This is a genomic window from Afipia carboxidovorans OM5 (genome assembly GCF_000218565.1).
Lineage (GTDB): Bacteria > Pseudomonadota > Alphaproteobacteria > Rhizobiales > Xanthobacteraceae > Afipia > Afipia carboxidovorans.
In genome coordinates this window covers 3,224,794-3,251,747 of record NC_015684.1, presented here as the reverse complement: position 1 = coordinate 3,251,747, position 26,954 = coordinate 3,224,794, and the positions used below count along the sequence as shown (strand labels likewise).

Genomic DNA, 26,954 nt, shown 5'->3' with positions numbered 1-26,954 from the left:
CATGCTCAAGCAACGCCCATACCTTGTCGAGACGCTCACGGCCATCGGCCTGATCCTCGCGCCATTCATACTGCCCCATCTCGGCTTCGCACCGAACACGGTGAACCGCATTCTGGTGTGGGGCCTGTTCGGCATCGGCTTCGATATCCTGTTCGGCTTCACCGGCCTGTTGTCCTTCGGACAGTCGGCGCTCTACGGCACCGGCGGTTTCGTTGCGGCCTATCTGTTGACCATCGCCGGCTTCCCGCATGTGGTGACGGCGCTGTTCATCGGCATGATTGCCGCGGCGGCGGTTGGCTATCTGGTCGGCCTTATCGCGCTGCGCAGCACCGGTATCTATTTCGCCATGATCACGGTGGCGATTGCCGAGGTGTTCTTCTTCGTCGAGTTCAATCCACTATCGGAGTGGACCGGCGGCGAGAACGGCCTGCCGGGTGTGCCGAGCCCGTCGTTCGATCTCGGCTTCACCACGCTGCACTTCACGAGTGGCTGGTCGCTCTACGGCTTCCTCGCGTTCTGGTACTTCATCGGCATCGTCGCCGCGCTGCGCATCGTGCGCTCGCCGGTTGGTGCGGTGCTGCGCGCGATCCGCGACAATCCGTTGCGTGCGGTCGCAGTGGGCCACAACGTTCACGGCTACAAGCTGACGGCGTTCGTCATTGCCGCGGCCTATGCCGGTTTCGCGGGCGGCCTGCTTGGCGTCATGCAGGCCTTCATGCCGCCGGATGCCTTCATGTTCCACACCTCGGCCGAGCTCGTGATGATGACCGCCATCGGCGGCACCGGCACGCTGTTCGGTCCGCTGCTCGGCGCAGGCGTGTGGCTGTTCCTGCAGGACTTCCTGCAGGCAGCGCTTGGTCTCGGTGCGGCGTGGAAGCTCGTGCTGGGTGTCATCTTCGTGTTGCTGGTCTGCTTCCTGCGTCGTGGCATCATCGGCGGCATTGTCGATCTTTATAACCTGGTGACGCGGCGCGATGCGGCGAGGGCTGCCGCGGCAGAAGCCGCCGCCCAGAGCACCAGCGTCACGCCCGCCGTGAATGTCGAAGCGCTTGCCATGCCGCCGCGCGAACGCGGCGCCGCGAGCTTCACCGGACCGATCCTGCAGGCTTCGGGTCTCACCAAGCGCTACGGTGGTCTCGTCGCCAACAGCGATATCAATTTTTCGGTGAACCCGGGTGAGCGTCGCGGCATCATCGGCCCGAACGGCGCCGGCAAGTCGACCTTCTTCAAGATGCTGACCTGCGAGGTGGTGCCCACCTCCGGCACCATCACCTTTGAGGGCAACGACATCACCGGCAAGACCGTGACCGATGTTTGCCAGCTCGGCCTGACCAAGAGCTATCAGGTCAACCAGTTGTTCTCGCGACTTACGGTTCGCGAAAACCTCATCATCGCCGTGCTCGCCGAACTGCGTGGCAAATTCCGCCTCGATATGTTCCGACGCATCGACAGCGTTTCGGGATTGACCGACCAGGTCAACCGGACGCTCGCCATGGTCAATCTCACCGAGCGCGCAGACGTGCCGGTCTCCGAGCTTGCCTATGGTGAGAAGCGACGGCTTGAAATCGGTCTTGCGCTTGCTAACTCGCCGAGCCTGTTGCTCCTCGATGAGCCGCTCGCCGGCATGAGCCCGCAGGAACGTGTGGAGACGGTGAAGCTTCTCAAGTCGATCGCGAAGGGACGCACCCTGATCGTGATCGATCACGACATGGATTCACTGTTCGAGCTTGTTGAGAAAGTGACCGTTCTGCAGGAGGGCCGTGTGCTCGTCGAAGGCACGCCGGAAGAAATCAAGAGCAATCCGAAAGTCCAGGAAGCGTATCTCGGGGGAGTTCTCGAATGAGTCTGCTCGAGGTCAAGGGACTGAATTCGTATTACGGCGACTCGCACATTCTGTTCGATGTTTCGCTGAATGTGCAGCGCCACGAGGTGGTCGCGTTGCTCGGCCGCAACGGCGCGGGCAAGAGCACCACGCTGAAGAGCCTGATGGGCGTCGTCACGCCGCGCTCGGGATCGATCCTCTTCAACGGGCAGGAGATCGCAGGCAAGAAGAGCCACCTCATCGCGCAGGCAGGCATGCAGCTTGTGCACGAGGATCGGCGCATTTTCGGCAGCCTCAACGTCGAGGAAAATATCGTCCTCGCCGGCATCACCGCGCAGAACAAATGGCCGCTGGAGCGCATCTACGAGATGTTCCCGCGGCTCAAGGAGCGGCGCGACAATCGCGGTACGGATCTGTCGGGCGGTGAGCAGCAGATGCTTGCGATCGCGCGTGCGCTGGTGCGTGACCCGGAGATCATCCTGCTCGACGAGCCGTTCGAGGGCCTTGCGCCCGTCATCGTGCGCGATCTCGTCAACGCCTGCCGCGATCTTGCGGCGGCGGGACAAACGATCGTGCTGGTGGAGCAGAACCTTGCGGCGACGCTCGCGCTCGCGCAACGCGTCTACATCATCAACAATGGTCACATCGTCCATGAAGGCGATGCCGATGAGCTCAAGAAGCAGCCCGAACTGCTGCAGCGTTATCTCGGCGTCTGACGCCGCGCTCGCCGGAAACAGTTAGAAGACATCACCAAAACGGGGCCCGTTCGGCCCCGTTTTTTAGTGTGTTTTTATTGTGTCAATTTTGACTGGCCCGGTGCCGGTGAATTCTCGCCGCAAGAGGACGGAATCTGGAGGCGCGACAGCGGAAGCCAAAGTCGTGTGGTGGTGCGGCGACGAAATTTACAACGCCTCCTTCCTCGCCGCGCCGCGTGTCTCCGCGATACGATCCCGCGGACAACCCAGCGCAGTCCGCTGATGGTCCGGCACAGCCCGTCGTCAGCCTTTCAGTGCGGCGATGAGGCGTGCGGCGTGCTCCTCCAGCACCTTGAAATCTTCCTTGCGGCTTTGCGGCGGCAGCAGCGGCACGCCTTCCTTCACCGGCATGATGTGCATGTGCAGATGGAAGACGACCTGACCGCTCGCGGGCTCGCTGAACTGCTGGATGATGAGGCCGTCGGCGGCGAAGGCTTTCATCGCAGCAGGCGCGATGTGGCGCGTGGTGCGTGCGACTTCGAGGAAATCAGCCTCGCTGATGTCGAGCAGATTGCGCGCGGGCGCCTTCGGAATGACGAGCGTATGCCCCGGCGAGCGCGGCATGATGTCCATGAAGGCGAAGGTGTGATCGTTCTCGAACACTTTGAAAGCGGGCAGTTCGCCGCGCAGGATTTTCGCGAAGATGTTCTGGTCGTCGTAGGTCGCCATCTCGATGTCCCTCGAAAACGTTACTTTGAAATTTCAAAACCCTCGTGCCGCCACACGGCGCGATTTTCCGGTGCGCTCAGGTAGCGGATGAAGTCGGCGGCAGGGCCGGGGGCCTTGCTCGTGGTGGCGATCGCCCCGCCATAGAGGATCGACAGTTGCAGCGGCTCGGGCAGGGGGCCGAGCTGCGTGATGCCGTCGACATGGACCACTTCGCTTGCGGGATAGATACCGATCGCAGCCTGTCCTTCCGACACCATGCTGACGCCGCCCTCGAGAGCCGGACGATAGGTCACCTTGCGGTCGACGATATCGGAAATTTCGAGCTTGGCCACCAGGCTCGAAATGTGTGCACCGCTCGGCGTGGAGGCGGGCGTCGAATAGACGATCGACGGCGCCTTCAGCAGCACTTCGCGGAAAGCCTCGACGCTCGAGATGTCAGCGGGCGGCGTGCCCGCCTTGGCGATGACGACGAGCTTGAGAATGCCGAAGGTGGCGCGCCCCTCGTTATGAATCTTCCGCACGATGGCGAGATTGTCGAGTGCGGGGACCGGCATCAGCAGGACGTCGGCATAATCGCCTTCGAGAATCCTCTGCCGCAGGTTCGACACCAGCTCGTGCCGGGCGATGATGCGGTGTCCGGTGAGTCTTTCGAATTTTGGTGCAAGCGCGAGCAGCACGTCCTTGGGCGCGCCGCCGCTCATGACGAGGATTTCGGCGGCCCTTGCATCCGGCGCAAGCAGGAGCGCGGCGAGAGCGAGCGCGACGAGAACAGGCTTCATGGGGCGTTTTGCCGTCTGCGGGAGCCAGAAAAGCGTGGCCGAAAAGTGCTCCGGAACAAGGCTATCGCATGTTTCATGAGTCGCGTCATGCCCCTGCCTTGGGAGCATGGCAGGGGCTAAAGGTCCTATGTTCCTTGGGTGAAACCTTCTATAGTCCGCGCCGTTAAGTTTCGTGCCTCTCAAGATCGCGGATGTATCTCATGACCTTTACCCTTCCGGACCTGCCGTATGCCCATGATGCCCTCCAGCCTTACATGTCGAAGGAGACACTGGAGTACCACCACGACAAGCATCATCAGGCCTACGTCACCAACGGCAACAACCTGCTCAAGGGCACCGAATTCGAGGGCAAGTCGCTCGAAGACATCGTCAAGGGCTCGTTCGGCAAGAACCAGGGTTTGTTCAACAACGCCGCGCAGCACTATAACCACACCCTTTTCTGGAAATGGATGAAGCCGAATGGCGGCGGCTCCAAGCTGCCGGGCAAGCTCGCCAAGAAGATCGACGAGGATCTCGGCGGCTTCGAGAAGTTCAAGGCTGATTTCGCCGCTGCCGGTGCCGGCCAGTTCGGCTCGGGCTGGGCCTGGCTCTCGGTCAAGAACGGCAAGCTCGAAGTCTCCAAGACCCCGAACGGCGAGAACCCGCTGGTTCACGGCGCAAGCCCGATCCTCGGTGTCGACGTCTGGGAGCACTCCTACTACATCGACTATCGCAACCGCCGCCCCGACTACCTCAAGGCGTTCGTCGATCATCTGGTGAACTGGGAGTATGTCGAGGAACTGTTCTCCAAGGCTTCCTAAAAAGTGGCGGCTTCCTAAGCTTTCAGCCGTTGCGGCAAAGTTCGAATTTTATGCAAAGGGCGGCAGTGATGCCGCCCTTTTGTTTTTGCTAGTGTGGGGTCCGGGCCTTCGAGGGCGGCGAGCCGCTGAAACCGATGCGGGGGGCAAATGAATTATCTGCTGATCTTTGTGGGCGGTGGGATCGGCGCGTCGCTGCGCCACGCCGTCAATGAGCTTTGCGTCCGCCTGTTCGGGCTGGGATTTCCGATCGGCACGTTCCTTATCAACATCACCGGCTCGCTGGTGATGGGGCTGATCGCCGGCTATCTCGCCTTCAAGGGCGCGGCCGCGCAGCCATGGCGGCTGTTCGTCATGGTCGGCCTGCTCGGCGGCTACACCACGTTCTCCTCGTTCTCGCTCGATGCGGTGACGCTGTACGAGCGCGGCGCCTGGGGCGCGGCGCTGGGCTACGTCGTGGGCTCGGTGGCGCTCGGTATCATCGGGCTGGTCGCAGGGCTCGCTGTCGTCCGGCATTTCTCCTGACAGAATAAGGCATTAGCCGAGGCGCAGAGTAGCCCTTGTCACCGCCATAAGCGTTATAATATAACATTACTGGCTGCTCGCGGAGCGGCATTGCGAGGCATCTTAGATGGCACATGGTCCGGATCACTCCCATTCGGGTCACGCTCCCGCCTGTGGCCATGACCACGGGCGCCCTGCGGAAGCGCCTGCGGCCACGCCGTGCGCCGGGCATCACCATGCCCCCTCGATGCCACACCCCACTCAGGCGGCGCCCTGGTCAATCCTGCGCATGGGGCTGGCAGGCCGCCTCGGTGGCGCACTGGTCGTCGTGGCCGGGCTCTGGATTGTCATTCTTGCCTCGATGAGGGCGGTGTGAGCGGGCGCATCACCTTTCGCGATCTGACGCTCGGCTATGACCGTCACCCCGCCGTTCATCATCTGAGCGGGACGGTGCCGGAAGGCGCGCTGCTGGCGGTGGTGGGGCCGAACGGCGCGGGGAAATCCACGCTGTTCCGCGGCACCGTCGGCCTTCTCAAGCCGCTCTCCGGCAGCATCGAGCTTGCCGGGATGACCTCGCGCGAGATTGCCTATCTGCCACAGAGCGCCGACATCGACCGCGATTTCCCGATCTCGGTGTTCGATTTCGTCGGGCTCGGGCTGTGGCGACGCAAGGGCGCGTTCGGCGGTTTTGGCGCGCGCGACCGCGCCGCGATCAAGGCTGCGATTTCGACCGTGGGGCTCAGCGGCTTCGAGCGCCGGCCGATCGGCACGCTCTCCGGCGGGCAGATGCAGCGGATGCTGTTCGCCCGCGTCATCCTGCAGGATGCGCGGCTGATCGTGCTCGACGAGCCGTTCAACGCCATCGATGCCAGGACTGTCGCCGATCTCACGACACTGGTGCTGCAATGGCATCGCGAGCGGCGCACCGTGCTGGCGGCGCTGCATGATCTCGACAGCGTCCGCGAAACCTTCCCCGAAACGCTGCTGCTGGCGCGCACGCCGGTGGCGTGGGGCAAGACCCGCGACGTGCTGACGGCCGAACATCTCGCCCGCGCGCGGCAGATGTGCGAGGCCTTCGATGATGCGGCGGCTCCGTGCGCCGCGCCGTCAAAGGCGGCCTGAATCATGCTCCTTTACGACACGCTGATCGGCCCCTTTGCCGAATTCGAGTTCATGCGCCGCGCGCTTGCGGGCACCGTGGCGCTGGCGCTCGGCGGTGCGCCGGTCGGCGTCTTCCTGATGCTGCGGCGGATGAGCCTCGTCGGCGATGCGATGGCGCATGCGATCCTGCCCGGCGTCGCGGTCGGCTTCCTGCTGTTCGGACTCGACCTCGTCGCGATGACGCTCGGCGGCCTCGTTGCCGGCTTCGCGGTCGCGATCTTCGCGGGCGTGCTCGCGCGCGTGACCGCGCTGAAAGAGGATGCCTCGCTCGCGGCTTTCTATCTGGTGTCGCTGGCGCTCGGCGTCACCATCGTCTCGGTGCGCGGCACCAACATCGATCTGTTGCATGTGCTGTTCGGCAACATCCTCGCGCTCGACGACGATGCGCTGATGGTGATCGCCATCAACAGCACGATCACGCTTGCGCTGCTCGCATTGATCTATCGGCCGCTGGTTGCCGAATGCGTCGATCCCCTGTTTCTGCGCACCGTCAGCCGGAGCGGCGGGCTGGCGCATCTGACGTTTCTCGCGCTCGTGGTGGTGAGCCTCGTCAGCGGCTTTCAGGCGCTCGGCACGCTGCTCGCGGTCGGTTTGATGATTTTGCCTGCGGGCATCGCGCGGTTCTGGTCGCGCGACATCAGCGGCATGATCGTGATTGCGACACTGGCCGCGATTGCCTCCGGTTATGCGGGCCTTGTGCTGTCGTTTGCGAGCAAGGTGCCCTCGGGACCCGCGATCATCCTGAGCGCCGCGGTGCTCTATGTGATCTCGGTGCTGTTCGGCAGTGTCGATGGCGTTCTGCGCCGCCGCCTGATGCGAGGCCATCTTGAAGCGTAGGGCTTTCATCGCGGGTGGTCTCGCCGCAACTATGTTTGTGCGGCCGCAATCGGTGCGCGCGCAAGCAGCCCCGAAAGCGCCGCTGAAAGTCGTCGCGAGCTTTTCCATCCTGGCGGATTTCGTCCGCAATGTCGGCGGCGACCGGGTCGAGGTCATGTCGCTCGTCGGGCCGGACAGCGACACACATGTCTATACGCCGTTGCCGGCCGATGGACGGCGGGTGGCTGCGGCGAAACTCGTGGTCGTCAACGGCCTCGGGCTGGAAGGCTGGCTGCCGCGTCTGGTGCGGGCCTCAGGTGGGAAAGCCAATCTGGTTGTCGCCACCAAAGGCATCGTGCCGCTGAAGAGCGAGGCGGAGGGCCACGATCATGGGCACGGCCATGACCACGGGGAGGGCGACGATCCGCACGCCTGGCAATCGGTCGCGAACGCAAAAGTCTACGTCGCCAACATCCGCGATGCGCTGATCGCGGCGGATGCTGAAGGTGCGGACATTTACCGTCGCAATGCCGACGCCTATCTCACTGCGCTCGATGCGCTCGATCGCGAGGTGCGCGAGGCGGTGGCGAGCATTCCTCCGGAGCGGCGGCGCGTGATCTCGAGCCATGAGGCGTTCGGCTATTTTGCCGCCGCTTATGGCATTGCGTTCATGGCGCCGCAGGGCGTCTCGACCGATTCCGAGCCGAGCGCGCGCGACGTCGCCGCGATCATCACCCAGATCCGGAAAGACAAAATCCCGGCGGTGTTTCTGGAAAACATCTCCGATCCGCGGCTGGTCCGCCGGATTGCCGCCGAGACCGGGGTTAAAATCGGCGGCAGCCTGTTTTCCGACAGTCTGAGCGCGAAAAACGGCCCCGTACCCACTTACATTGACCTCGTCCGGCACAATATAAAGGCTCTCACCAGCGCGCTGACAGGCTAGGGCAGACCGGCCTCGCGTGCATTCGCGTGTCCGGAGTTTCCATGTCTGATTCCACGTCTGACGCTTCCCCGAAAATCCCCGTCACCGTCCTCACCGGCTATCTCGGCGCCGGCAAGACCACGCTTCTCAATCGCATCCTGTCCGAAAATCACGGGCAGAAATATGCGGTGATCGTCAACGAATTCGGCGAGATCGGCATCGACAACGACCTCATCGTCGGCGCCGACGAGGAAGTGTTCGAGATGAACAATGGCTGCGTCTGTTGCACGGTGCGCGGCGACCTCGTGCGTATCATCGACGGGTTGATGAAGCGCAAGGGCAAGTTCGACGCCATCATTCTGGAAACGACCGGCCTCGCCGATCCCGCGCCGGTGGCGCAGACCTTCTTCGTCGACGAAGAGGTCAGCGGCAGAACGGCGCTCGACGCCGTGGTGACGGTGGCGGACGCCAAATACCTGAGCGAGCGGCTGAAGGATGCGCCGGAGGCCAAGAACCAGATCGCGTTCGCCGACGTCATCGTGCTCAACAAGATCGACCTCGTCAGCAAGGACGAACTGGCCGAGGTCGAGGGCCGTATCCGCGCAATCAATCCTTACGCCACGCTGCACCGGACCGAGCGCTGTGCGGTGAAGCTCTCCGACGTGTTGGGACGCGGTGCGTTCGATCTCGACCGCGTTCTCGATCTCGAGCCCGCCTTCCTCAAGGACGAGGGCCACGATCACCACCATCATCACGATCACGATCATGAGCACGGCCCGGATTGCGGCTGCGGCGCGCACGATCACGACCATGGTCACGACCATCATCACCATGATCACGATCATGGTCATGGCATGAAGCACTATCATGACGAGGACATGCAGTCGCTGTCGCTGCGCTCCGACAAGCCACTCGACCCGATGAAGTTCATGCCGTGGCTGCAGGAGCTGATCGCGACTGACGGCGCGAAGATTTTGCGCTCCAAGGGCATCCTTGCCTTCAAGGATGACGAGGATCGCTACGTCTTCCAGGGCGTGCACATGATGCTCGAAGGCGATCATCAGCGGAAATGGAAGCCGGATGAGAAGCGCGAGAGCCGCGTTGTCTTCATCGGCCGCGAACTGCCCGAAGAGCGGATTCGCGAAGGCTTCGCCAAAACAATCGCATAACGACGATCGCATGACCACGGTTGCATGATGTCGAGCTTCGAGTCCCCCGGCGGCACTGTCGCCTCTGTCACCGATCGTGTCCTCAAGATCGATCTGAAGGCGCCCGCGACCGCGGTGCATTTCATCGGCGACGTTGCGGCGTTCGTGAACGGCGAGGAGAGCGTGGTGCTTGTCGATGACAAGGCCAACGCGACGCCGTTCAACGTGCACGGCGGCGGCATCCTGTGCGCGACGTCCGACGGCAAGCGTCTCGTCACCGGCGGTGACGACGGCAAGGTCGTGGCGATCGATGCCAAGGGCACAATCGAGACGCTCGCGACCGACGCGCGCCATCGCTGGATCGACAATGTCGCCGTTCATGCGGACGGTGCGGTAGCGTGGTCGGCGGGCAAGACCGCGTTCGTCAAAGTGAAGGACACGGAGAAGTCGTTCGACGCGCCCTCGACCGTCGGCGGCTTGGCGTTCGCGCCGAAAGGGCTGCGACTTGCGATTGCGCATTACAATGGTGTGACGCTGTGGTTTCCGAACATGGCGGCGACCCCGGAAGTGCTGGAGTGGAAAGGCTCGCATCTCGCGGTCGCCTTCAGTGCGGACAACCGCTTTCTCGTCACCGCGATGCACGAGCCCGCGCTGCACGGCTGGCGGCTCGCGGATGCCAAGCATATGCGGATGACCGGCTATCCGAGCCGCGTGCGCTCGATGTCGTGGAGCGTCGGCGGCAAGCTGCTCGCCACCTCCGGTGCGGATACCGTGATCCTGTGGCCGTTCGGCAGCAAGGATGGCCCGATGGGCAAGGAGCCCGCGATGCTTGCGCCGCTGCAGGCGAAAGTGACGGCGGTGGCCTGTCATCCGACCAGCGACATTCTCGCCGCGGGCTATAGCGACGGCACCATTTTGATGGTGCGCATTCAGGATGGTGCCGAGATTCTCGTGCGCCGCAACGGCGGCGAGCAGGTTTCGGCGCTGGCGTGGAATGCCGAAGGCTCGCTGCTCGCCTTTGCCACGGACGATGGTGACGCGGGCCTGATGCCGCTGTAAGAGAGCGGCATGCGGTTTCTCACGACGTTTCAGTTGTTCGATTTCTTCGACACGCTGGCGAGCCTGGCGTCGGCGTTCTTTTTCGGCGCGCTGATCGGTGCGGAGCGGCAATACCGGCTGCGCACTGCGGGACTGCGCACCAATGTGCTGGTGGCTGTCGGCGCTGCCGCCTTCGTCGATCTTGCGATGCATCTTGCCGGCGCGGACGGCAGCGTGCGCGTCATCGCTTATGTCGTGTCGGGCATCGGCTTTCTCGGCGCCGGCGTCATCATGAAAGACGGCATGAACGTGCGCGGCCTCAATACCGCGGCGACGCTGTGGGGCTCGGCGGCGGTGGGCTGTTGCGCCGGCGCGGACATGATCGCGCAGGCCGGTGCGCTGACGGTGTTCGTCCTTGCCGGTAACACGTTGCTGCGGCCGCTCGTCAATGCGATCAATCGCAGCCCGCTCAACGAGCGCACGTCGGAGGGCATCTGCGAGGTCGTCGTTACCGCCGATGCGGGCGCGGCGGCAGCACTGCGCGACGTGATCGTGGAGAAGCTCGAAGCCGCGAGTTATCCGGTCGGCGATGTCGAGCTTGTCACCCGCAGCGAAGACACCGTCGAAATTCTTGCGACGCTGGTCAGCACCTCGGTGGATGCCGAGGATCTTGATCGCGTGACCGCGGAGATTGCCCGTCAGCCGGGCGTGCGGCATGTGACGTGGGACGTCAGCACCGGGGATTGAACCGGCTTCCGTGTTGATCCGGTTCCCGCGCACGGGAACTTTGCCGTTTCGTTCTCGTTGCCCTCGCGAACAAGGAGACGCCCGTGGCAGCCGACAACAAGAAAAATCCGCTTGGCATCGATCTCACGGTTGCAGCCGTTCTGGTGACGATGGGCCTCGTCGTGACGGGTCTGTCGCTGTCGAAATTGTCGGCGCAGAGCGAGCTCGCGCAGGCAACGGTGCCGGAGCAGGACAAGCCCGCGCCTCAAGCGCCCGCAGGCAAAACGGATGGCCCGGCCGAGTCGAAGCCGGGCGGCACGCGGCCGACGACACCGCCACCGGAGCCCGCGCGGCCGGACCCTGACGCGCAGAAGTCGGGTGCGGCTCCTGCGCTTCCCGCGGCGCCCGCCGAGAAGATGGGCGAGCCGGTGCGGAAGTAATAACGGCTGATAACGGGGCACGCGCGGTTTTACACCGGGCGTCCGTGTTTGCTCCAATGCGAGCAACAATCGCAATGCGCTCCCTCTCCCCATAGCTCGTCGAAGACGAGCGTAAACGCTCTTATGGGGGAGAGGGTTGGGGTGAGGGGCTCTAAATGCCTCGATTGAATACCTAGTCCCCCTCACCCGGCTCGCTTCACTCGCCGACCTCTCCCCGCCGGGGAGAGGTGAGGGAGCGTTGCTGCGTGATTGATTAGTGAATGAGTAGGTTCACGCTCCTCGCAATGACGACAAATATTCATTTCCCAACAAAAAAGAGCCGGCTTGCGCCGGCTCTTTTGTTTTCTGCAGATGCGCTGCGATCAGCGGACGAGTACGTTCTTGAACTGCCACGGATCGGCTTCGTCGATGTCTTCCGGGAAAAATCCCGGACGGCCCGTCAGCGGCGTCCAGTCGGTGTAGTAGCCCTTCATTGGCCCCAAATATGGCTTCTGGATTTCCAGCAGACGATCGAAATCCATCTCGTCGGTTTCGACGATGCCTTCGTTCGGATTTTCCAGCGCCCACACCATGCCCGCGACCATCGCCGACGTCACCTGCAAGCCCGTGGCGTTCTGATAGGGCGCGAGCTGCCGCGTCTCTTCGATGGAGAGCTGTGAGCCGTACCAGTAGGCGTTGTTGTCGTGGCCGTAGAGCAGCACGCCGAGTTCGTCGATGCCGTCGACGATTTCGTTTTCGTCGAGGATGTGATGCTTCTCCTGCATCTTGGCGGCGCGACCGAACATTTCGTGCAGCGAGAGCACCGCGTCATCGGCTGGATGATAGGCGTAGTGGCAGGTCGGCCGGTAGATCGCCTTGCCCGAGGCGTCGCGCACCGTGAAATAGTCGGAGATCGAGATCGCTTCGTTGTGGGTGATGAGGAAACCGTATTGCGCGCCACGGGTCGGGCACCAGGTGCGCACGCGCGTATCGGCGCCGGGCTGCATCAGATAGATCGCCGCGCCGCATCCGGCTTCGTGGGTGAATGCGTTTGCGGGCATCCACTTCTCGTGCGTGCCCCAGCCGAGTTCGGCCGGCTGCACCGCTTCCGACATGAAGCCTTCCACCGACCATGTGTTGACGAAAACGTCCGGTTCTCTCGGCTTCATCGAGCGCTGCGTGTCGCGTTCGGCAATGTGAATGCCCTTGATGCCGGCCTGACGCATCAGGTCGCCCCATTCGGCTCTTGTCGCCGGCTTCGGCGCATTGAGCTTGAGGTCGGCGGCGATATTCATCAGCGCCTGCTTGACGAAGAACGAGACCATGCCCGGGTTGGCGCCACAGCAGGAGACGGCCGTCGTCGAGCCTGCGGGACGTGCGTGCTTGGCGGCGAGCGTCGCTTCGCGCAGCGCGTAGTTGGAGCGGGCTTCCGGGCCCTTCGATGCATCGAAGTAGAAGCCGAGCCAGGGCTCGTTGACCGCGTCGATATAAAGCGCGCCGATCTCGTTGCAGAACTCCATGATGTCGGTGGAGCCGGTGTCGACCGAGACGTTGACGCAGAAGCCTTGTCCGCCGCCTTCGGTGAGCAGTGGGCCCAGCAGCTCGCGGTAATTGTCCTTGGTCAGACCCTTCTGGATGAAGCGCACGTTGTTCTGCTCGCAATGGGCTTTGCGACCTTCGTCCTTGGGATCGAGCACAGTGACGCGCGACTTGTCGTAGTCGAAATGCCGTTCGATCAGCGGAAGCAATCCCTTGCCGATCGATCCGAAGCCGACCATGACGATCGGGCCGGTGATGCGCGCATGCACGGGCGAAGCATTGGACGACATCTCATTCTCCGAATTGTCGTGGGGAAAAAGCGGCTGCAATGGCTGCCAGCGAGAACCTTTGAAAACGACAAAACGCCGCTAAAATCAAGGCCTGAAACGATTTTTGAGGCTTGTTGTCACGTCAAGCCGTCATGCAACCTTCATATCACATGATCGGGCGCGAGCACACAATTGCTGGGCTCGGTGATTTCGATCTGGATCGTTGTGTGGCCGATGCTGAAACGCTCCGCCAGCAAGCGCGACGTCTCGCTGAGAAACGCATCGCCGGGGTGGCCGTCGGCAATCACGAGATGCGCGGTGAGCGCGGTTTCCGTCGTGCTCATCGGCCAGATGTGCAGATCGTGGATCGACGTGACGCCGGGGCGGCCTTGCAGGAACGCGCGCACGGCGAGCGGATCGATCGCGGCGGGCACGGCATCGAGCGACATCGCCGTGCTTTCACGCAGCAGTCCCCAGGTGCCCCATACGATCACCGCGACAACCATGAGGCTCGTCAGCGGATCGACCCATAGCCAGCCGGTCAGCAAGATGACGACGCCCGCAACCACGACGCCGGCGGAAATCGCGGCGTCCGCGATCATGTGCAGATAGGCGCCGCGAATGTTGATGTCGCCTTTCTGGCCGGAGGCGAACAGCCACGCAGTCGCGCCGTTGATGACGATACCGATCGCCGCAACCACAATAATCGTAGTGCTTTTCACCGGCTCGGGCTCGATCAGCCGCTGCACGGCTTCGAGAAGGATCGCACCGGAAGCGATCAGCAGCAGCACCGCGTTGGCAAGCGCTGCGAGGATCGAGGTGTTGCGCAGGCCGTAGGTGTAGCGCGCCGTCGGCGGCCGCTTCGACAGGATCGCCGCGATCCATGCGGTGGCAAGGCCGAGCACGTCGGAGAGATTATGACCGGCATCTGCGATCAGCGCGGTCGAGTTCGCAAGAAAACCGTAGAGCGCTTCGACTGCGACGAATGCGGTGTTGAGCGAAATGCCGATCAGGAAGGCGCGGCCGAAATCGACCGGCGCGTGACTGTGGCCATGGCCGTGCGCGTGGCCATGTGCATGATCGTGCGCGTGATCGTGGCTGTGACTGTGATCGGGAGAATGATCGTGGTCGTGGAGAAGACCGTCGCCGTGATCGTGGGAATGGCTGTGGCTCATTCCCTCTTTCTATCACGGCTGGCAGCACCGGCGACATGCAATCGCCGGTGCTATTTTATAACGTCACGATACTTTTTGGATGTGCCGCCATGGCCATCAGGCGTGCTGGACCACCTTGATCACCGTGAGCGAGCGCCATCCGCCCGCGGGCGTCTGGAACTCGATCGACTTGCCGACCTGCATGCCGATCAGCGCGGCGCCGATCGGCGTCAGCACGGAAATCTTGCCGGCGGCAACGTCGGCGTCTTCCGGATACACGAGCGTCACCGTGCGCGCCTGTCCGCCGATGTCGTCGCGGAAGGTGACTTCGGACTGCATGGCGACGATGTCGCGCATCGACTGATCGGCCGCGCGGATCTCGGCGCGCTCGATTTCGCGCGCGAGGAATTCCGACGTCTCCGGATACTGGCCCGCTGCAACCTCGGCGAGGTGGCGCAGGCGGCCGGCATCGCGCGCACTGATGGCAATGGCGGGGAGCCGTGTTTGCAAATCGCTGTGCATGTCGTTCACCTTCGTTTGTCTGCACGGCGTTTGCCGGCAGTGTAGCAACGGATTGTTCGCCCATGACGCGGCACGGGCTTTTCAGTTTTGAGTCAGTTGATGGCTGAATCAGTTAATGGGGAGATTAAACGGCCACCCGGACGGTGCGGACATATGCGTCCGTCCGGGTCACTTTCCTGCTTGAAAGTGACCTGCGCGAAGCAACAGGCGGTGGGTGTGCGCGTTCATCATCGCTTTAAGCTAGGACAGCGTGGCCCGAAGTCAACCGGCCGCCTGCGACATCTTGGCGCGTGAGCGGCTAGGCCGCTGAAATCGCAAGCTTTCGCGCACGCCCAACGACGCGGGAACGCGGTGCCTTGTCGCCGGTCGCCACGATCATGCCCCATGCATTGTCGAGTGCACCGGAACGCAGTTCCACGGCAAGCAGCCGCTCGGGTTCGAACGGGCCGGGCAGTGCGAGCGCGCCGGTCTTCGCGGTGCTGAAGCCGAAGCGCGCGTAATAGGCCGGGTCGCCGCGCAGGATCACCGCGCCATAGCCTTGCGCCTTGGCGGCAGTGAGCGCGTGTTCCATCAACGCCGCGCCGACGCCGAGCGAGCGGGACGCGGCATCGACCGCGAGCGGGCCGAGCACGAGCGCCGGCACGCCGCCGGCGCTGACGTGCCACAGCCGCACGGTGCCGATGAGACGGCCGTGCTGCAGCGCTGCGAAGGCAAGACCGCGCGCAGGCACGCGGCCATCGCGCAGCCGCTGGCAGGTGCGGGTGTGACGGTCCGTGCCGAAGCTTGCATCGAGCAGGCGTTCGCGCGCGGCAACATCGCTGCCGCGCTCGGTGCGGATCGCAAACGGCGCGGTCTCGCGGGCGCGGGCAACGGCGGTGTTCATGGCAGCCTTCATGGCAGCTTTGGTTTTCCAAACAGCTTTCATGGCGCGTCAGTCCTCGCTCCGGACGGCAAAGCCGCGGAGCGGTATCGATCTTGGCGATGATGCGGAGGGACGCCGGCGCACCGGCGTCCGATTTTCTTGTCGAGAGAAGTGCTTCCCTTGAACCTCTCCCGCTTGCGGGGGAGGTCGGCGCGAAGCGCCGGGAGGGGGATCTTTGCTGCCCCTCCCCAACCCTCCCCCGTAAACGGGTGAGGGAGTCTCCATCACATCAGATGTGGTACGTCCTCAGCGGCGGAATGCCGTTGAACGCCACCGACGAGTAGGTCGACGTATAGGCGCCGGTGCCCTCGATCAGCACCTTGTCGCCGATCTCGAGCGTCACCGGCAGCGGATACGGCGCCTTCTCGTAGAGCACGTCGGCCGAATCGCAGGTCGGACCGGCGAGCACGCAAGGCGCCATCTCCGCGCCGTCATGCCGGGTGCGGATCTGGTAGCGGATCGATTCGCCCATCGTCTCGGCGAGGCCGCCGAACTTGCCGATGTCGAGATAGACCCAGCGGTTCTCGTCGTCGTCGCTCTTCTTCGAGATCAGAACGACTTCCGCCTCGATCACACCTGCGTTGCCGACCATGCCGCGGCCCGGCTCGATGATCGTTTCCGGGATCTGGTTGCCGAAGTGCTTGCGCAGCGCACGGAAGATCGACCGGCCGTACTGCACGACCGGCGGAACGTCCTTCAGGTACTTGGTCGGGAAGCCGCCGCCCATGTTGACCATGGTGAGGTTGATCCCGCGCTCGGCGCAGTCACGGAAGACCTGCGAGGCCATCGCAAGCGCTCGGTCCCACGCCTTCACCTTGCGCTGCTGCGAGCCGACATGGAACGAGATGCCGACCGGCTCGAGGCCAAGACGCTTGGCGAGGTCGAGCACGTCGACCGCCATTTCCGGGTCGCAGCCGAACTTGCGCGACAGCGGCCACTCGGCGCCGGCGCAGTCGTAGAGGATGCGGCAGAACACCTTCGCGCCGGGGGCGGCGCGGGCGATCTTCTCGACCTCGGCGGTGCAGTCGACCGCGAACAGGCGAATGCCGAGCGCGTAGGCGCGCGCGACGTCGCGCTCCTTCTTGATGGTGTTGCCGAAGGAGATGCGATCGGGGGTCGCGCCGGCGGCCAGCGCCATCTCGATCTCGGGCACGGTCGCGGTGTCGAAGCACGAGCCGAGCGAGGCGAGCAGCGTCAGCACTTCCGGCGCCGGGTTTGCCTTCACCGCGTAGAACACGCGGCTGTCGGGCAGAGCCTTCGCGAAGGTCTGGTAGTTGTCGCGCACGACATCGAGGTCGACGACGAGGCACGGCTCGGTGTCGAGGCCCTTGCTGCGGCGGTCGCGCAGAAATTCCTGGATACGATCGGTCATCGCACTCTCCCAACGGCCCTGCGACGAGCCGCTCAACGAAATGATCTCCGAGCCAGGAAAGCCTGCCATGTCGCACGATGGAGACGCGACCATGGCCGGTTTTCGAGAACCGGATGTGCTGCCGTGGATTGGTTGGGAGAGCTCCCGCCCGCACACCTGGCAATGAAGGACAAGCCTCTTCGGTATTCGCGCCGGCTGGTGGAGAGCCGACAGAGACCAAAAAAGCCCGTTCCGTCGTTGCTTTAAGTCGCGTCCCCCGTTGAGAGCGGGGTGCGCCGGTTCGCCTCCGGCTGTCAGTCACGGTTGCAAGGAGAGAAGCCCCTTCAACGGCACCTCTTGAGAGAGGTGCTGGCCACCCGGTGGGACCGATGTCCCGTGAGTAGCCCTCGGCTCTTCATCCCCTTGGCGGCTGTCCGGCCTCTTGTCCGGATACCCACCGACTGACACACGACCACAGGCACGTGCGAAATTGGGCAAGCGCTGAAATATGAGGTTTGACTCTGGGGTGCAAGGTCTTTTTCAACCTCACGATAGATTTCCTCATCATCGTTGAGATGTTGTTGCAGCGAAGCCGCAGACACGCTCGCGAAGATGAATGGATGTTAAAAGTGCTTAACGAAATGCACATTGTCGCCGCAGTTCGCGGCGGCGTTTCGCTCAGCCGTTGCGCGTGAACGGCTCGACGCGGCGGGCGCCGCGGATGAAGCCGACCATGACGGCGACGCCGATGCAGAACAGGATGACCTGAAGGATGTGCGCGCCGATCTCGTTCAGCCCGAACAGGATCGCGAGCGCCCAGCCACCGGCGAAGGCCGCGCCGAACACCTCGGCGCCGATCAGGATCGCGGCGCTCATCACGGTGATGACGCTCGGCCAGGCGATGGTCCGGGTGGCGGTTGCGGTCTTTTCGTCGCTCATGGAGCTCTCTTCCTGTTTGCGGCCGCAATGTCTGCGAAATTGACGTCGCGATCAAGCGCTTCAAGCCTAAAAAAGACCGCAGCAGTGCTATATGGTTCTGCAGAAATCGCTGAAAACAAGGCTCCCAGGACCGCTTCAATGACCGATTCGACGACCGAACAGACCGTCTCCGCCGCCTCCTTCCCGCATGATTCCGGCAACCCGCTGCTGGAGGCCTGGAAGACCCCGTTCGAGACGCCGCCGTTCGCGCGCATCCGCCCGGAGCACTTCCTGCCGGCCTTTGCCGAGGCGTTCGCCGCCCATGACGCGGAGATTGCCGCGATCAAGGCCAACAAGGTGGAGCCGACCTTCGAGAACACGGTCGCGGCGCTGGAGCGGGCCGGGCGGCTGCTCACCCGCGTCTCCGCCGTCTTCTATGACCTCGTCGGGGCGCATTCCTCGCCCGAGCTGCTGGAGATCGAGAGCGAGGTCGCGCTTCTGCAGGCGCGGCACTGGAATCGGATTTCGATGGACGCCGAGATCTACGCGCGGCTCACCCGCCTGCGCGAGAACGCCGCAGCATTGAAGCTGACCGGCGAACAGAGCCGGCTGCTGGAGCGGACCTGGATTCGCTTCCACCGTGCCGGTGCCGGCCTCGACACGGCCGCCAAGGCGCGGATGGCCGAGATCAACGAGCGGCTCGCGCATCTCGCCACCAGCTTTAGCCACAACCTGCTTGGCGACGAGCAGGACTGGGTGCTGGAGCTTGGCGAGAACGACCGCGACGGTCTGTCCGACAGCTTCGTCGCGGCGGCGAAGGCGGCCGCGGCGGAGCGGGGCCTGGCGGGCAAGGCGGTGGTGACGCTGTCGCGCTCCTCGGTCGAGCCGTTCCTGCAGTCGTCGACCCGGCGCGACCTGCGCGAGAAGGTCTACAAGGCCTTCACCGCGCGCGGCGACAACGGCAACGGCCATGACAACAACGCCACCATCGGCGACATCCTCAAGCTGCGCGAGGAAGCGGCGAAGCTTCTCGGCTACGACAGCTTTGCCGCCTACAGCCTCGCGGATTCGATGGCGAAGACGCCGCAAAACGTCCGCGACCTGCTGGAGCGGGTGTGGAAGCCGGCCCGCGCCCGCGCGATGGCCGACCGCGATGCCCTGCAGGGGCTGATCACGGAGGAAGGCGGCAACTTCAGGCTCGCTGCCTGGGACTGGCGGTACTACGCCGAGAAGCTGCGCCAGCGCCGCGCCAATTTCGACGACGCGGCGATCAAGCCCTATCTCGCGCTCGACAACATGATCGACGCCGCTTTCGATGTCGCCCGTCGGCTGTTCGGCCTCACCTTCAACGAGCGCAAGGATATCCCGGTGTGGCACCCGGACGTCCGCGTCTGGGAGGTGAAGGATGCGCAGGGCCGCCACAAGGCGCTGTTCTACGGCGACTACTTCGCCCGGCCCTCGAAGCGCTCGGGCGCGTGGATGACCTCGCTGCGCGACCAGGAGCGGCTCGACGGCGAGATTTATCCGGTGATCCTCAACATCATGAACTTCTCGCGCGGCGCGGAGGACCAGCCCTGCCTGCTGTCGCCCGACGATGCGCGCACGCTGTTCCACGAATTCGGCCACGCGCTGCACGGCATGCTCTCGAACGTGACCTATCCGTCGCTGTCCGGCACCAGCGTGTTCACCGATTTCGTCGAGCTGCCCTCGCAGCTTTACGAACACTGGCAGGAACGGCCTGAAGTGCTGCAGACCTTCGCCCGCCACTATCAGACCAACGAGCCGCTGCCGGAGGATTTGCTCAAGCGCTTCCTTGCCGCGCGCAAGTTCAATCAGGGTTTTGCCACGGTGGAGTTCGTCTCCTCCGCGCTGCTCGATCTCGAATTCCATACCCAGAAGGCCGCGTCGATCACCGACGTTCATGCGTTCGAGAAGCGCGAGTTGGAGAAGATCGGCATGCCCGCGGAAATCGCGATGCGTCACCGCCCGCAGCAGTTCGGGCACATCTTCTCCGGCGATCATTATGCGGCGGGCTATTACAGCTACATGTGGTCGGAGGTGATGGACGCCGATGCGTTCGGCGCATTCGAGGAAGCGGGCGACATCTTCGATCCGAAGGTCGCCAAGCGGCTGCATGACGACATCTATTCGTCCGGCGGTTCGCGCGATCCGGAGGAAGCCTACATCGCCTTCCGCGGCCGCAAGCCCGAGCCCGACGCGCTGCTGCGCGGGCGCGGGCTGCTGGACGAGTCCGAGGCGGCTTAGCGGTTATCCCTGAATGACAGTGAACCGAGCATCAGGCGCTGCCTTTTCACCTCTCCCCATCGGGGAGAGGTCGGCGCGTAGCGCCGGGTGAGGGGGTTACATGCCTCTCGACAGATTGAGTGGTCCTCACTCCAGCCCGGGAAGAGGGAGCACATGGTGCTTGGAGAAAGAACTCGCATGATGAGTGCTTCACGCGTGCGCCGTGCTCTCGGCGGTCTGTGTGCCCTTGTTGCGTTCGCCATCATGACGGGTGCCGCACACGCGCATCCGCATGTCTGGATCACGGCGGCGAGCAAGCTCGTGTTCGCGCCGGATGGCACCGTCACCGGCGTGCGCCATGCCTGGACGTTCGACGAGATGTTCGCGGCCTATGCGGTGCAGGGCCTGCCGCAGCAGACCAAGGGCGTCTACACCCGCGAGGAATTGTCGGCCTTAGCGCAGACCAACATCGAGTCGCTGAAGGAATATGCCTACTTCACCTTCGCCAAGGAGGGCGATGTCGGCCGCCAGAAGAAGCAGAAGTTCAACGAGCCGATCGATTACTATCTCGATTATAAAGACGGCAACCTGACGCTGCATTTCACGCTGCCGTTCCGCACGCCATTCAAGGTGACGAAGCTGGCGCTGGAAGTGTTCGACCCAAGCTACTTCATCGACTTCCAGATGGTGAAGGATCACCCGGTCGAACTCGTCGGCGCGCCGGCGAATTGCAAGATGGGCCTGGTCCGCCCCACCGATAGCTCCGCCCCGCAGCAGAAACTGAGCGAGGCGGATTTCATGTCCGGTGAGAACGCCAATTACGGCGCGATGTTCGCCAACAAGGTGACGGTGGAATGCCCATGATGCGGACGCGGACCGCGCGCTTCGTTGTCTCTGGTGTCGCGGTGGTGGCAGTCGCCGCGCTGGCCGTCGCGATGATCGATCCGGCCTTGGCACAAAATCCGTTCGGCGCGCCGAAGGGTGCGGTGCCGGATTCGCAGGTCGGCGGCGTCATCGGCTGGCTGCTCGCCAAGCAGTCGGAATTCTATCGCCAGATGTCGTCCGCGATCCGCGCGGCCAAGACCGACGGCTCGGCGGTGTGGACGCTGCTCGCGCTCTCCTTCGCCTATGGCATCTTCCATGCAGCAGGGCCCGGCCACGGCAAAGCGGTGATCTCCTCCTATCTCGTCGCGAATGAAGAGACCGCGCGGCGCGGGATCGCGCTGTCGTTTGCTTCGGCGCTGATGCAGGCGCTGGTGGCGATCGCGATCGTCGGCATTGGCGCGGTGATCCTCAACGTCACCGCGGGCCAGATGTGCCGAACCGAGCGCATTGTCGAGGTCGCGAGCTATGGGCTGATCGCGGCGTTCGGCGCGCGGCTCGCCTGGAGCAAGGGCGGCGGTTTCCTGCGCGCGCTGCGGGACTGGGTTCGCCCCGCACCGGTGTTGGCGCCGGCGTTTGCGGAAGGCGGTGCACCGGCCACGCATCACCATCATGCCCATGATGAGGGCGGGCATGGTCATGCTCATCATCATGAGCATGACGGCTGCTGCGGCCATGATCACGATCACGGCCATATGCATGCTCAAACCCCCGCGGCTGCTCCTGCGCATGTGCATCATGTGCATGACGAGCATTGCGGCTGCTCGCATGGGCCGGACCCGGCTGCGCTTGCGGGGCCGGGCGGCTGGGCGCGTGGCATCAGTGCGGTGCTGACCGTCGGCATCCGGCCGTGTTCGGGCGCGATCCTCGTTATGGTGTTCGCGCTGGCGCAGGGCCTGTTCTGGGCTGGGGTCGTCGCGACGCTGTTGATGGGGCTCGGCACCGCGATCACGGTGGCGACGATCGCGACGCTCGTGGTGTCGGCCAAGGGCGTTGCGGGTCGTCTCGTCTCCGCCTCGGAGAGCGGTGGAGCGGTGGCCTTGCGCGGCATCGAGTTCGGCGCTGCCGCGCTCGTGATGCTGTTCGGCCTCGGCCTTCTGCTCGGCTATGTTGCCGCCGAGCGCGTGACGTGCTTTTGATGGACGTCGCCCCGGAAACCGTTTTGATGTCGAACTCCGAACCTGTCTTGCCTCAAGCCGCCGCCGGCCGCGTCGGTGTACTGCTCGTCAATCTCGGCACGCCGGACACCGCCGACGCGCAGGGCCTGCGGGTCTATCTGCGGGAGTTTCTCTCCGATCCGCGCGTGATCGAGGATCAGGGCCTTGTGTGGAAGCTCGTCCTCAACGGCATCATCCTGCGCGTGCGGCCCGGCAAGAAGGCGAAAGACTATCTGAAGATCTGGAACAACGAGCGCAACGAATCGCCGCTCAAGACCATCACCCGCGGCCAGTCCGACAAGTTGGCCGCAGCGCTTGCGGACAATAACGTCGTGGTCGACTGGGCGATGCGTTACGGCAATCCGTCGATGCAGTCCGGCTTCGATGCGCTGATGGCCAAAGGCTGCGACCGCATTCTGGTGGTGCCGCTCTATCCGCAATATTCCGCCGCGACCACGGCGACGGTGTTCGACAAGGCGGCCGAGGTGATGCTTGCCTTGCGCGCCCAGCCGACGCTGCGCTTCACGCCGCCTTATCATGTCGAGCCGACCTATATCGAGGCGCTGGCGGCCTCGGTCGAAGCGCAGTTGGCGACGCTGCCGTTCAAGCCGGAGGTGATCGTCGCCTCGTTTCACGGCATGCCGCAGAAATATGTCGACAAGGGCGATCCGTATCAGGCGCAGTGCGTGGCGACGGTTGAGGCGTTGCGCGAGCGCCTCAAGCTGTCCGACAAGGAATTGATCCTCACCTTCCAGTCGCGCTTCGGCTACGATCCATGGCTGCAGCCCTATACCGACGAGACGATGAAGCGGCTCGCGGGTGAGGGCGTCAAGCGGATCGCGGTGTTGACGCCCGGCTTCTCGGCCGATTGCCTCGAGACGCTGGAGGAAATCGCGCAGGAGAACGCGGAGATTTTCCGCCACGCCGGCGGCGAGCAGTTTTCCTTTATTCCCTGCCTGAACGACAGCGAAGGGGGCATGGACGTGATCCGGCAGCTCGTGCTGCGCGAGCTGCAGGGCTGGATTTAATTTACCTCTATTCTTTCAAGGCGCGCCGAACCGGACACCCTGCCGCAACGACAATATGCTAGGCTCGGTGCGACATAGAGCGGTGTTCGCCCATATCTCGCGTCTCAAGGGTAGGTCATGTTTGACTTCGGAGGGATGATGTCCGGGTTCGATATTTTCGCTATCGCATTATTGCTTCTCGTCGTGATCACGCTGTTTGCCGGCGTGAAGACCGTGGGCCAGGGGTTCGACTGGACCGTGGAGCGGTTCGGTAAATACACCCGGACGCTGGAGCCCGGCCTCAACATCATCGTTCCCTATTTCGACCGGATCGGCCGCAAGGTGAACATGATGGAGCAGGTGATCGACATTCCGCAGCAGGAAGTCATCACCAAGGACAACGCGACCGTCACGGTCGACGGCGTGACCTTCTTCCAGGTGTTCGACGCGGCGAAGGCAAGCTACGAGGTGGCGAACCTCAACCACGCCATCATCACGCTGACCATGACCAACATCCGCTCGGTGATGGGTGCGATGGATCTCGACCAGGTGCTGTCGCATCGCGACGAGATCAACGAACGCCTGCTGCGGGTCGTCGATGCCGCGGTGTCGCCGTGGGGCGTCAAGGTCAACCGCATCGAGATCAAGGACATCGTGCCGCCGCACGATCTGGTCGAGGCGATGGGCCGGCAGATGAAGGCCGAGCGCGTCAAGCGCGCCGAGATTCTGCAGGCCGAGGGCCAGCGCCAGTCGGAAATCCTGCGCGCGGAGGGAGCCAAGCAGGCGCAGATCCTGCAGGCGGAAGGCCGCCGCGAGGCTGCATTCCGCGACGCCGAGGCGCGCGAGCGTGCGGCGGAAGCCGAAGCCAAGGCGACGCAGATGGTGAGTGAAGCGATCGCTGCGGGCGACGTCGCGTCGCTGAACTATTTTATCGCCGACAAATACATCAAGGCGTTCGGCCAGTTCGCCGAATCGTCGAACCAGAAGGTCATTATGCTGCCGATGGAGGCGACGAGCCTCCTGTCATCGCTCGCGGGCATCGGCGAGATCGCCAAGGCGGCGTTCGGCGAGGGGGCCACATCTTCGGCGGCGCGACGCACATCGAGCGTGCCTGATACCGGCACGCCGCCGCGCAAGCCGTTCGACTAGAGTCTTTCACCGTTTCACGGAAACGATAAAAGACTCTCGATTTATTTTGACGCGTTTTCTTTACGCGAACCGGTTTCCACTTCGCTGAAAACGCTTTGAGAGGCGATCATGATTGATCTTGCGATCAAGCTCGGAAGCTGGAACTGGCTCATCCTCGGCGTTCTCCTGATGGGGATCGAGGCGCTGGCACCGGGCGTGTTCATGCTGTGGCTGGGCTTGGCCGCGCTGATCGTCGGCCTGCTGTCGTTTCTGTTCGTCGCCTCGTGGCAAATGCAGGTCGTGGCGTTCGCGCTGATTTCGATCGCGATGGTGCCGCTGTGGCGGCATTTCGCGCGGCGCGAGGCGGTCGACAATAATTTCCTCAACCGCCGCACCAAGGGCCTCGTCGGTCAGGTCGTCACGCTTGAAAGCGCGATCGTCGATGGCGTCGGCAGCATCCGGCTTGGCGACACAACATGGCGCGTCGAGGGTCCGCCGCTTGCGGCCGGCACCAAGGTACGGATCGTGGAGGCCGATGGGGCGCGGCTGCGCGTCGGCCCCGCGTAAGGCATTTCATGGTCTTACGGCATTGCGCCGCGCATCGGGGAACACGGGCGCGCTGCTGCCGTTAAGCTCACGACAATTGGTGAGCATCATGAAAAGCAAATTGATTTATGAATCGGACGGGCAGCGGACCTATGCCGTCGTGATGGCGGCGGGCGACGAGGCGATGTCGTGTCTCGAACAATTCGCGCGCGAGGTCGGGCTTTCCGCTGCGAGCCTCACGGCGATCGGTGCGTTGCGCAGCGCCGAGCTCGCCTATTTCGATTGGGAGACCAAGCGTTATCTTCCGATCCCGGTCGAGGATCAGGTCGAGGTCGCCTCACTGATCGGGGACATCGCCATCGGGCCGGACGGCAAGCCCGCGATCCATGCCCATGTCGTGCTGGGCACGCGCACCGGCAGCGCCATTGCAGGCCATCTCAAGAAAGCGAACGTGCGGCCGACGCTTGAAGTGATCGTCACCGAGTCGCCCGCGCATCTGTGCAAGCGGCATGATCCGGCCAGCGGCCTTGCGTTGATCGATCCGGCGACTTGATAAAGGCGATTGTTACGCCACGCCCGCGCGCAAAATGTCGTGCAGGTGCACGATGCCGACCGGCGTCTTGCCGCGCGTCACGATCAAGGCCGTGATCTTCGAGCTGTTGAGGATTTCCAGCGCTTCGCTTGCGAGCAGATCGGGGCTGATGGTCTTCGGATTTCGGGTCATCACATCATCGACGCGCGCCGTCATCAGGTCCGGGCGCATGTGACGGCGCAGGTCGCCGTCGGTGACGATGCCGGCGATCTCGCCGCGGCCGTCGATAATGGCAACGCAGCCGAAGCCCTTCGAGGTCATCTCCACCAGCGCATCCGACATCGGCGTGCCGAGCGGCTTCACTGGAATGGACGCGCTCTCGTGCATCAGGTCGCGCACGAATTTGAGCATCGCGCCCAACTTGCCGGAAGGATGCAGCACGCTGAAATCGATCGCGGTGAAGCCGCGACCCTCGAGAAGCGCAATCGCGATCGCATCGCCGAGCGCGAGCTGCATCAGCGACGACGTCGTCGGCGCGAGATTGTTCGGACAGGCCTCGGGCGCTTTCGGCAGCGCCAGCACCACGTCGGCGGCCTTGCCGAGCGTCGAAGCCGGATCGGACGTGAGCGCGATCAGTTGGATGCGGAAGCGCCGCGAATAGGTGATGAGGTTGCGCAGCTCCGCCGTTTCGCCGGACCACGACAGCGCCATGATGACGTCATCGGCGGTGATCATGCCGAGATCGCCATGGCTTGCCTCGGCGGCGTGGACGAAGAAGGAGGGCGTGCCGGTGGAGGCGAAGGTCGCGGCGATCTTGCGGCCGATATGACCGGACTTGCCGAGGCCGGTGACGATCACGCGGCCCTTGGCGTTCTGGATCAGCGCAATCGCGTCGTCGAAGGCGGGCCGCAGCGTGGTGCGCAGCGCGGTCGCGAGCGCTGCGACGCCATCGGCCTCCGAGGCGAGTGTGCGCAGCGCGGAATCGACGGCGGGAGAAAGAGGCGCGGCGTGATCCGGGGCCGTCTGCGAGATAGGGGAAGCCATGCACGATGTCCGAAAGAGGCGGCCCGTTGCCGCTTCTTTTCTTTAGCACGCTCAATGACATCGGGCGATCCGGAACAGGCCGTCTTCAACGCCTCATTAACCATAGTTGTTTTAACTCTGTTAACGGCGTCCGGTTTGCGGGCGCGGTGTCGTTTGGCTGCAAGTCCTTGCAATTTCGTGTGT

General features: G+C 63.6%; 28 protein-coding genes. 19 read left to right on the top strand and 9 right to left on the bottom strand.

Annotation, left to right across the window (positions count from 1 at the left end; genetic code table 11):
- Window position 1 precedes the first annotated feature (1 nt).
- Complete coding sequence (locus OCA5_RS15345) at window positions 2-1,843, top strand: branched-chain amino acid ABC transporter ATP-binding protein/permease (protein ID WP_012562065.1); 1,842 nt, start codon at window positions 2-4, stop codon at window positions 1,841-1,843.
- Window positions 1,840-2,538, top strand: coding sequence for an ABC transporter ATP-binding protein (locus tag OCA5_RS15340; RefSeq protein ID WP_012562066.1), 699 nt, complete (start codon window positions 1,840-1,842; stop codon window positions 2,536-2,538). Before OCA5_RS15345 ends, OCA5_RS15340 begins: the two co-directional genes overlap by 4 nt.
- 282 nt (window positions 2,539-2,820) lie before the next feature.
- Here OCA5_RS15340 and OCA5_RS15335 read toward each other — a convergent pair whose 3' ends face one another.
- Window positions 2,821-3,246, bottom strand: coding sequence for an HIT domain-containing protein (locus tag OCA5_RS15335; RefSeq protein ID WP_012562067.1), 426 nt, complete (start codon window positions 3,244-3,246; stop codon window positions 2,821-2,823).
- A 20-nt stretch (window positions 3,247-3,266) separates the two neighbouring features.
- Window positions 3,267-4,025: a substrate-binding domain-containing protein gene (locus OCA5_RS15330; RefSeq protein WP_012562068.1), complete on the bottom strand. Its 759-nt coding sequence runs from the start codon at window positions 4,023-4,025 to the stop codon at window positions 3,267-3,269.
- 200 nt (window positions 4,026-4,225) lie between these two features.
- Between OCA5_RS15330 and OCA5_RS15325 the strand changes: the two genes are divergently transcribed.
- The 10 genes from OCA5_RS15325 (at window position 4,226) to OCA5_RS15280 (ending at window position 11,577) form a co-directional block, all read left to right on the top strand.
- On the top strand, window positions 4,226-4,825 hold the full coding sequence (locus OCA5_RS15325; RefSeq protein ID WP_012562069.1) for a superoxide dismutase: 600 nt from the start codon (window positions 4,226-4,228) through the stop codon (window positions 4,823-4,825).
- 147 nt (window positions 4,826-4,972) lie between these two features.
- On the top strand, window positions 4,973-5,347 hold the full coding sequence (crcB, locus tag OCA5_RS15320) for a fluoride efflux transporter CrcB (protein WP_012562070.1): 375 nt from the start codon (window positions 4,973-4,975) through the stop codon (window positions 5,345-5,347).
- 226 nt (window positions 5,348-5,573) lie between these two features.
- Window positions 5,574-5,702: a hypothetical protein gene (locus tag OCA5_RS19620; RefSeq protein WP_012562071.1), complete on the top strand. Its 129-nt coding sequence runs from the start codon at window positions 5,574-5,576 to the stop codon at window positions 5,700-5,702.
- Window positions 5,699-6,448, top strand: coding sequence for a metal ABC transporter ATP-binding protein (locus tag OCA5_RS15310; protein WP_012562072.1), 750 nt, complete (start codon window positions 5,699-5,701; stop codon window positions 6,446-6,448). The genes OCA5_RS19620 and OCA5_RS15310 overlap by 4 nt, the downstream gene beginning before the upstream one ends.
- A 3-nt stretch (window positions 6,449-6,451) precedes the next feature.
- Window positions 6,452-7,324: a metal ABC transporter permease gene (locus OCA5_RS15305; protein WP_012562073.1), complete on the top strand. Its 873-nt coding sequence runs from the start codon at window positions 6,452-6,454 to the stop codon at window positions 7,322-7,324.
- Window positions 7,325-7,355: 31 nt separating this feature from the next.
- Entirely contained in the window at window positions 7,356-8,246 is an 891-nt protein-coding gene (locus OCA5_RS15300) for a metal ABC transporter substrate-binding protein (RefSeq protein WP_012562074.1), read from the top strand.
- Between the two features lie 41 nt (window positions 8,247-8,287).
- The gene (locus OCA5_RS15295) at window positions 8,288-9,394 is read left to right on the top strand and encodes a CobW family GTP-binding protein (RefSeq protein WP_012562075.1); all 1,107 of its coding nucleotides are present in this window, start codon (window positions 8,288-8,290) and stop codon (window positions 9,392-9,394) included.
- Window positions 9,395-9,421: 27 nt separating this feature from the next.
- The gene (locus OCA5_RS15290) at window positions 9,422-10,432 is read left to right on the top strand and encodes a WD40 repeat domain-containing protein (RefSeq protein WP_013913357.1); all 1,011 of its coding nucleotides are present in this window, start codon (window positions 9,422-9,424) and stop codon (window positions 10,430-10,432) included.
- 9 nt (window positions 10,433-10,441) lie between these two features.
- Window positions 10,442-11,158 (top strand): MgtC/SapB family protein, encoded by a 717-nt coding sequence (locus OCA5_RS15285; RefSeq protein WP_012562077.1) that lies wholly within the window; start codon window positions 10,442-10,444, stop codon window positions 11,156-11,158.
- Between the two features lie 83 nt (window positions 11,159-11,241).
- Window positions 11,242-11,577, top strand: a complete 336-nt coding sequence (locus OCA5_RS15280; RefSeq protein WP_012562078.1) for a hypothetical protein — start codon at window positions 11,242-11,244, stop codon at window positions 11,575-11,577.
- A 362-nt stretch (window positions 11,578-11,939) separates the two neighbouring features.
- On the opposite strand, the gene OCA5_RS15275 is transcribed toward OCA5_RS15280, so the two are convergent.
- The 6 genes from OCA5_RS15275 to OCA5_RS15245 all read right to left on the bottom strand — a co-directional run bounded on the left by OCA5_RS15275 (window position 11,940) and on the right by OCA5_RS15245 (window position 18,252).
- The gene (locus OCA5_RS15275; RefSeq protein WP_012562079.1) at window positions 11,940-13,385 is read right to left on the bottom strand and encodes a homospermidine synthase; all 1,446 of its coding nucleotides are present in this window, start codon (window positions 13,383-13,385) and stop codon (window positions 11,940-11,942) included.
- 140 nt (window positions 13,386-13,525) lie between these two features.
- Window positions 13,526-14,539, bottom strand: coding sequence for a cation diffusion facilitator family transporter (locus OCA5_RS15270; RefSeq protein WP_012562081.1), 1,014 nt, complete (start codon window positions 14,537-14,539; stop codon window positions 13,526-13,528).
- A 96-nt stretch (window positions 14,540-14,635) separates the two neighbouring features.
- Window positions 14,636-15,040 (bottom strand): nucleoside diphosphate kinase regulator, encoded by a 405-nt coding sequence (gene rnk, locus OCA5_RS15265; RefSeq protein WP_012562082.1) that lies wholly within the window; start codon window positions 15,038-15,040, stop codon window positions 14,636-14,638.
- A gap of 298 nt (window positions 15,041-15,338) precedes the next feature.
- The gene (locus tag OCA5_RS15260) at window positions 15,339-15,935 is read right to left on the bottom strand and encodes a GNAT family N-acetyltransferase (RefSeq protein ID WP_012562084.1); all 597 of its coding nucleotides are present in this window, start codon (window positions 15,933-15,935) and stop codon (window positions 15,339-15,341) included.
- 256 nt (window positions 15,936-16,191) lie between these two features.
- Window positions 16,192-17,334 carry a type III PLP-dependent enzyme gene (locus OCA5_RS15255; protein WP_041559633.1) on the bottom strand — a complete coding sequence of 381 codons (1,143 nt, stop codon included), beginning with the start codon at window positions 17,332-17,334 and terminating at the stop codon, window positions 16,192-16,194.
- A gap of 657 nt (window positions 17,335-17,991) precedes the next feature.
- Window positions 17,992-18,252, bottom strand: coding sequence for a hypothetical protein (locus OCA5_RS15245; protein ID WP_012562087.1), 261 nt, complete (start codon window positions 18,250-18,252; stop codon window positions 17,992-17,994).
- 138 nt (window positions 18,253-18,390) lie between these two features.
- Between OCA5_RS15245 and OCA5_RS15240 the strand changes: the two genes are divergently transcribed.
- From OCA5_RS15240 to OCA5_RS15210, 7 genes are all read left to right on the top strand, one after another.
- The gene (locus OCA5_RS15240) at window positions 18,391-20,496 is read left to right on the top strand and encodes a M3 family metallopeptidase (RefSeq protein ID WP_012562088.1); all 2,106 of its coding nucleotides are present in this window, start codon (window positions 18,391-18,393) and stop codon (window positions 20,494-20,496) included.
- 177 nt (window positions 20,497-20,673) lie between these two features.
- On the top strand, window positions 20,674-21,339 hold the full coding sequence (locus OCA5_RS15235) for a DUF1007 family protein (protein WP_012562089.1): 666 nt from the start codon (window positions 20,674-20,676) through the stop codon (window positions 21,337-21,339).
- A complete protein-coding gene (locus OCA5_RS15230) occupies window positions 21,330-22,496 on the top strand; it encodes a nickel/cobalt transporter (RefSeq protein ID WP_013913354.1) in 1,167 nt (388 codons plus the stop codon). The genes OCA5_RS15235 and OCA5_RS15230 overlap by 10 nt, the downstream gene beginning before the upstream one ends.
- Window positions 22,496-23,542, top strand: a complete 1,047-nt coding sequence (gene hemH, locus OCA5_RS15225; protein WP_012562091.1) for a ferrochelatase — start codon at window positions 22,496-22,498, stop codon at window positions 23,540-23,542. Before OCA5_RS15230 ends, hemH begins: the two co-directional genes overlap by 1 nt.
- A gap of 138 nt (window positions 23,543-23,680) precedes the next feature.
- Complete coding sequence (locus OCA5_RS15220) at window positions 23,681-24,670, top strand: SPFH domain-containing protein (RefSeq protein ID WP_012562092.1); 990 nt, start codon at window positions 23,681-23,683, stop codon at window positions 24,668-24,670.
- A 108-nt stretch (window positions 24,671-24,778) separates the two neighbouring features.
- Window positions 24,779-25,216, top strand: a complete 438-nt coding sequence (locus OCA5_RS15215; RefSeq protein ID WP_012562093.1) for an NfeD family protein — start codon at window positions 24,779-24,781, stop codon at window positions 25,214-25,216.
- A gap of 88 nt (window positions 25,217-25,304) precedes the next feature.
- Window positions 25,305-25,748, top strand: coding sequence for a PPC domain-containing DNA-binding protein (locus tag OCA5_RS15210; RefSeq protein ID WP_013913352.1), 444 nt, complete (start codon window positions 25,305-25,307; stop codon window positions 25,746-25,748).
- Window positions 25,749-25,760: 12 nt separating this feature from the next.
- Here the strand turns inward: OCA5_RS15210 and OCA5_RS15205 are convergent, their stop codons facing one another.
- Window positions 25,761-26,771, bottom strand: coding sequence for a KpsF/GutQ family sugar-phosphate isomerase (locus OCA5_RS15205; protein ID WP_012562095.1), 1,011 nt, complete (start codon window positions 26,769-26,771; stop codon window positions 25,761-25,763).
- Between the last annotated feature and the right edge of the window lie 183 nt (window positions 26,772-26,954).

What these genes read in the sequence shown, in the direction of transcription:
- OCA5_RS15235 (WP_012562089.1), top strand. Translation starts at nt 20,674, where the DNA reads ATGATGAGTGCTTCACGCGTGCGCCGTGCTCTCGGCGGTCTGTGTGCC.
- OCA5_RS15285 (WP_012562077.1), top strand. Translation starts at nt 10,442, where the DNA reads ATGCGGTTTCTCACGACGTTTCAGTTGTTCGATTTCTTCGACACGCTG.
- OCA5_RS15305 (WP_012562073.1), top strand. Translation starts at nt 6,452, where the DNA reads ATGCTCCTTTACGACACGCTGATCGGCCCCTTTGCCGAATTCGAGTTC.
- hemH (WP_012562091.1), top strand. Translation starts at nt 22,496, where the DNA reads ATGGACGTCGCCCCGGAAACCGTTTTGATGTCGAACTCCGAACCTGTC.
- OCA5_RS15240 (WP_012562088.1), top strand. Translation starts at nt 18,391, where the DNA reads ATGACCGATTCGACGACCGAACAGACCGTCTCCGCCGCCTCCTTCCCG.
- OCA5_RS15275 (WP_012562079.1), bottom strand. Translation starts at nt 13,385, where the DNA reads ATGTCGTCCAATGCTTCGCCCGTGCATGCGCGCATCACCGGCCCGATC.
- OCA5_RS15220 (WP_012562092.1), top strand. Translation starts at nt 23,681, where the DNA reads ATGTCCGGGTTCGATATTTTCGCTATCGCATTATTGCTTCTCGTCGTG.
- OCA5_RS15210 (WP_013913352.1), top strand. Translation starts at nt 25,305, where the DNA reads ATGAAAAGCAAATTGATTTATGAATCGGACGGGCAGCGGACCTATGCC.
- OCA5_RS15300 (WP_012562074.1), top strand. Translation starts at nt 7,356, where the DNA reads ATGTTTGTGCGGCCGCAATCGGTGCGCGCGCAAGCAGCCCCGAAAGCG.
- OCA5_RS15330 (WP_012562068.1), bottom strand. Translation starts at nt 4,025, where the DNA reads ATGAAGCCTGTTCTCGTCGCGCTCGCTCTCGCCGCGCTCCTGCTTGCG.
- OCA5_RS19620 (WP_012562071.1), top strand. Translation starts at nt 5,574, where the DNA reads ATGCCACACCCCACTCAGGCGGCGCCCTGGTCAATCCTGCGCATGGGG.
- OCA5_RS15335 (WP_012562067.1), bottom strand. Translation starts at nt 3,246, where the DNA reads ATGGCGACCTACGACGACCAGAACATCTTCGCGAAAATCCTGCGCGGC.
- OCA5_RS15270 (WP_012562081.1), bottom strand. Translation starts at nt 14,539, where the DNA reads ATGAGCCACAGCCATTCCCACGATCACGGCGACGGTCTTCTCCACGAC.
- OCA5_RS15345 (WP_012562065.1), top strand. Translation starts at nt 2, where the DNA reads ATGCTCAAGCAACGCCCATACCTTGTCGAGACGCTCACGGCCATCGGC.
- OCA5_RS15215 (WP_012562093.1), top strand. Translation starts at nt 24,779, where the DNA reads ATGATTGATCTTGCGATCAAGCTCGGAAGCTGGAACTGGCTCATCCTC.
- crcB (WP_012562070.1), top strand. Translation starts at nt 4,973, where the DNA reads ATGAATTATCTGCTGATCTTTGTGGGCGGTGGGATCGGCGCGTCGCTG.
- OCA5_RS15290 (WP_013913357.1), top strand. Translation starts at nt 9,422, where the DNA reads ATGTCGAGCTTCGAGTCCCCCGGCGGCACTGTCGCCTCTGTCACCGAT.
- OCA5_RS15260 (WP_012562084.1), bottom strand. Translation starts at nt 15,935, where the DNA reads ATGAAGGCTGCCATGAACACCGCCGTTGCCCGCGCCCGCGAGACCGCG.
- OCA5_RS15255 (WP_041559633.1), bottom strand. Translation starts at nt 17,334, where the DNA reads ATGACCGATCGTATCCAGGAATTTCTGCGCGACCGCCGCAGCAAGGGC.
- OCA5_RS15325 (WP_012562069.1), top strand. Translation starts at nt 4,226, where the DNA reads ATGACCTTTACCCTTCCGGACCTGCCGTATGCCCATGATGCCCTCCAG.
- OCA5_RS15205 (WP_012562095.1), bottom strand. Translation starts at nt 26,771, where the DNA reads ATGGCTTCCCCTATCTCGCAGACGGCCCCGGATCACGCCGCGCCTCTT.
- OCA5_RS15340 (WP_012562066.1), top strand. Translation starts at nt 1,840, where the DNA reads ATGAGTCTGCTCGAGGTCAAGGGACTGAATTCGTATTACGGCGACTCG.
- OCA5_RS15295 (WP_012562075.1), top strand. Translation starts at nt 8,288, where the DNA reads ATGTCTGATTCCACGTCTGACGCTTCCCCGAAAATCCCCGTCACCGTC.
- OCA5_RS15230 (WP_013913354.1), top strand. Translation starts at nt 21,330, where the DNA reads ATGCCCATGATGCGGACGCGGACCGCGCGCTTCGTTGTCTCTGGTGTC.
- OCA5_RS15245 (WP_012562087.1), bottom strand. Translation starts at nt 18,252, where the DNA reads ATGAGCGACGAAAAGACCGCAACCGCCACCCGGACCATCGCCTGGCCG.
- rnk (WP_012562082.1), bottom strand. Translation starts at nt 15,040, where the DNA reads ATGCACAGCGATTTGCAAACACGGCTCCCCGCCATTGCCATCAGTGCG.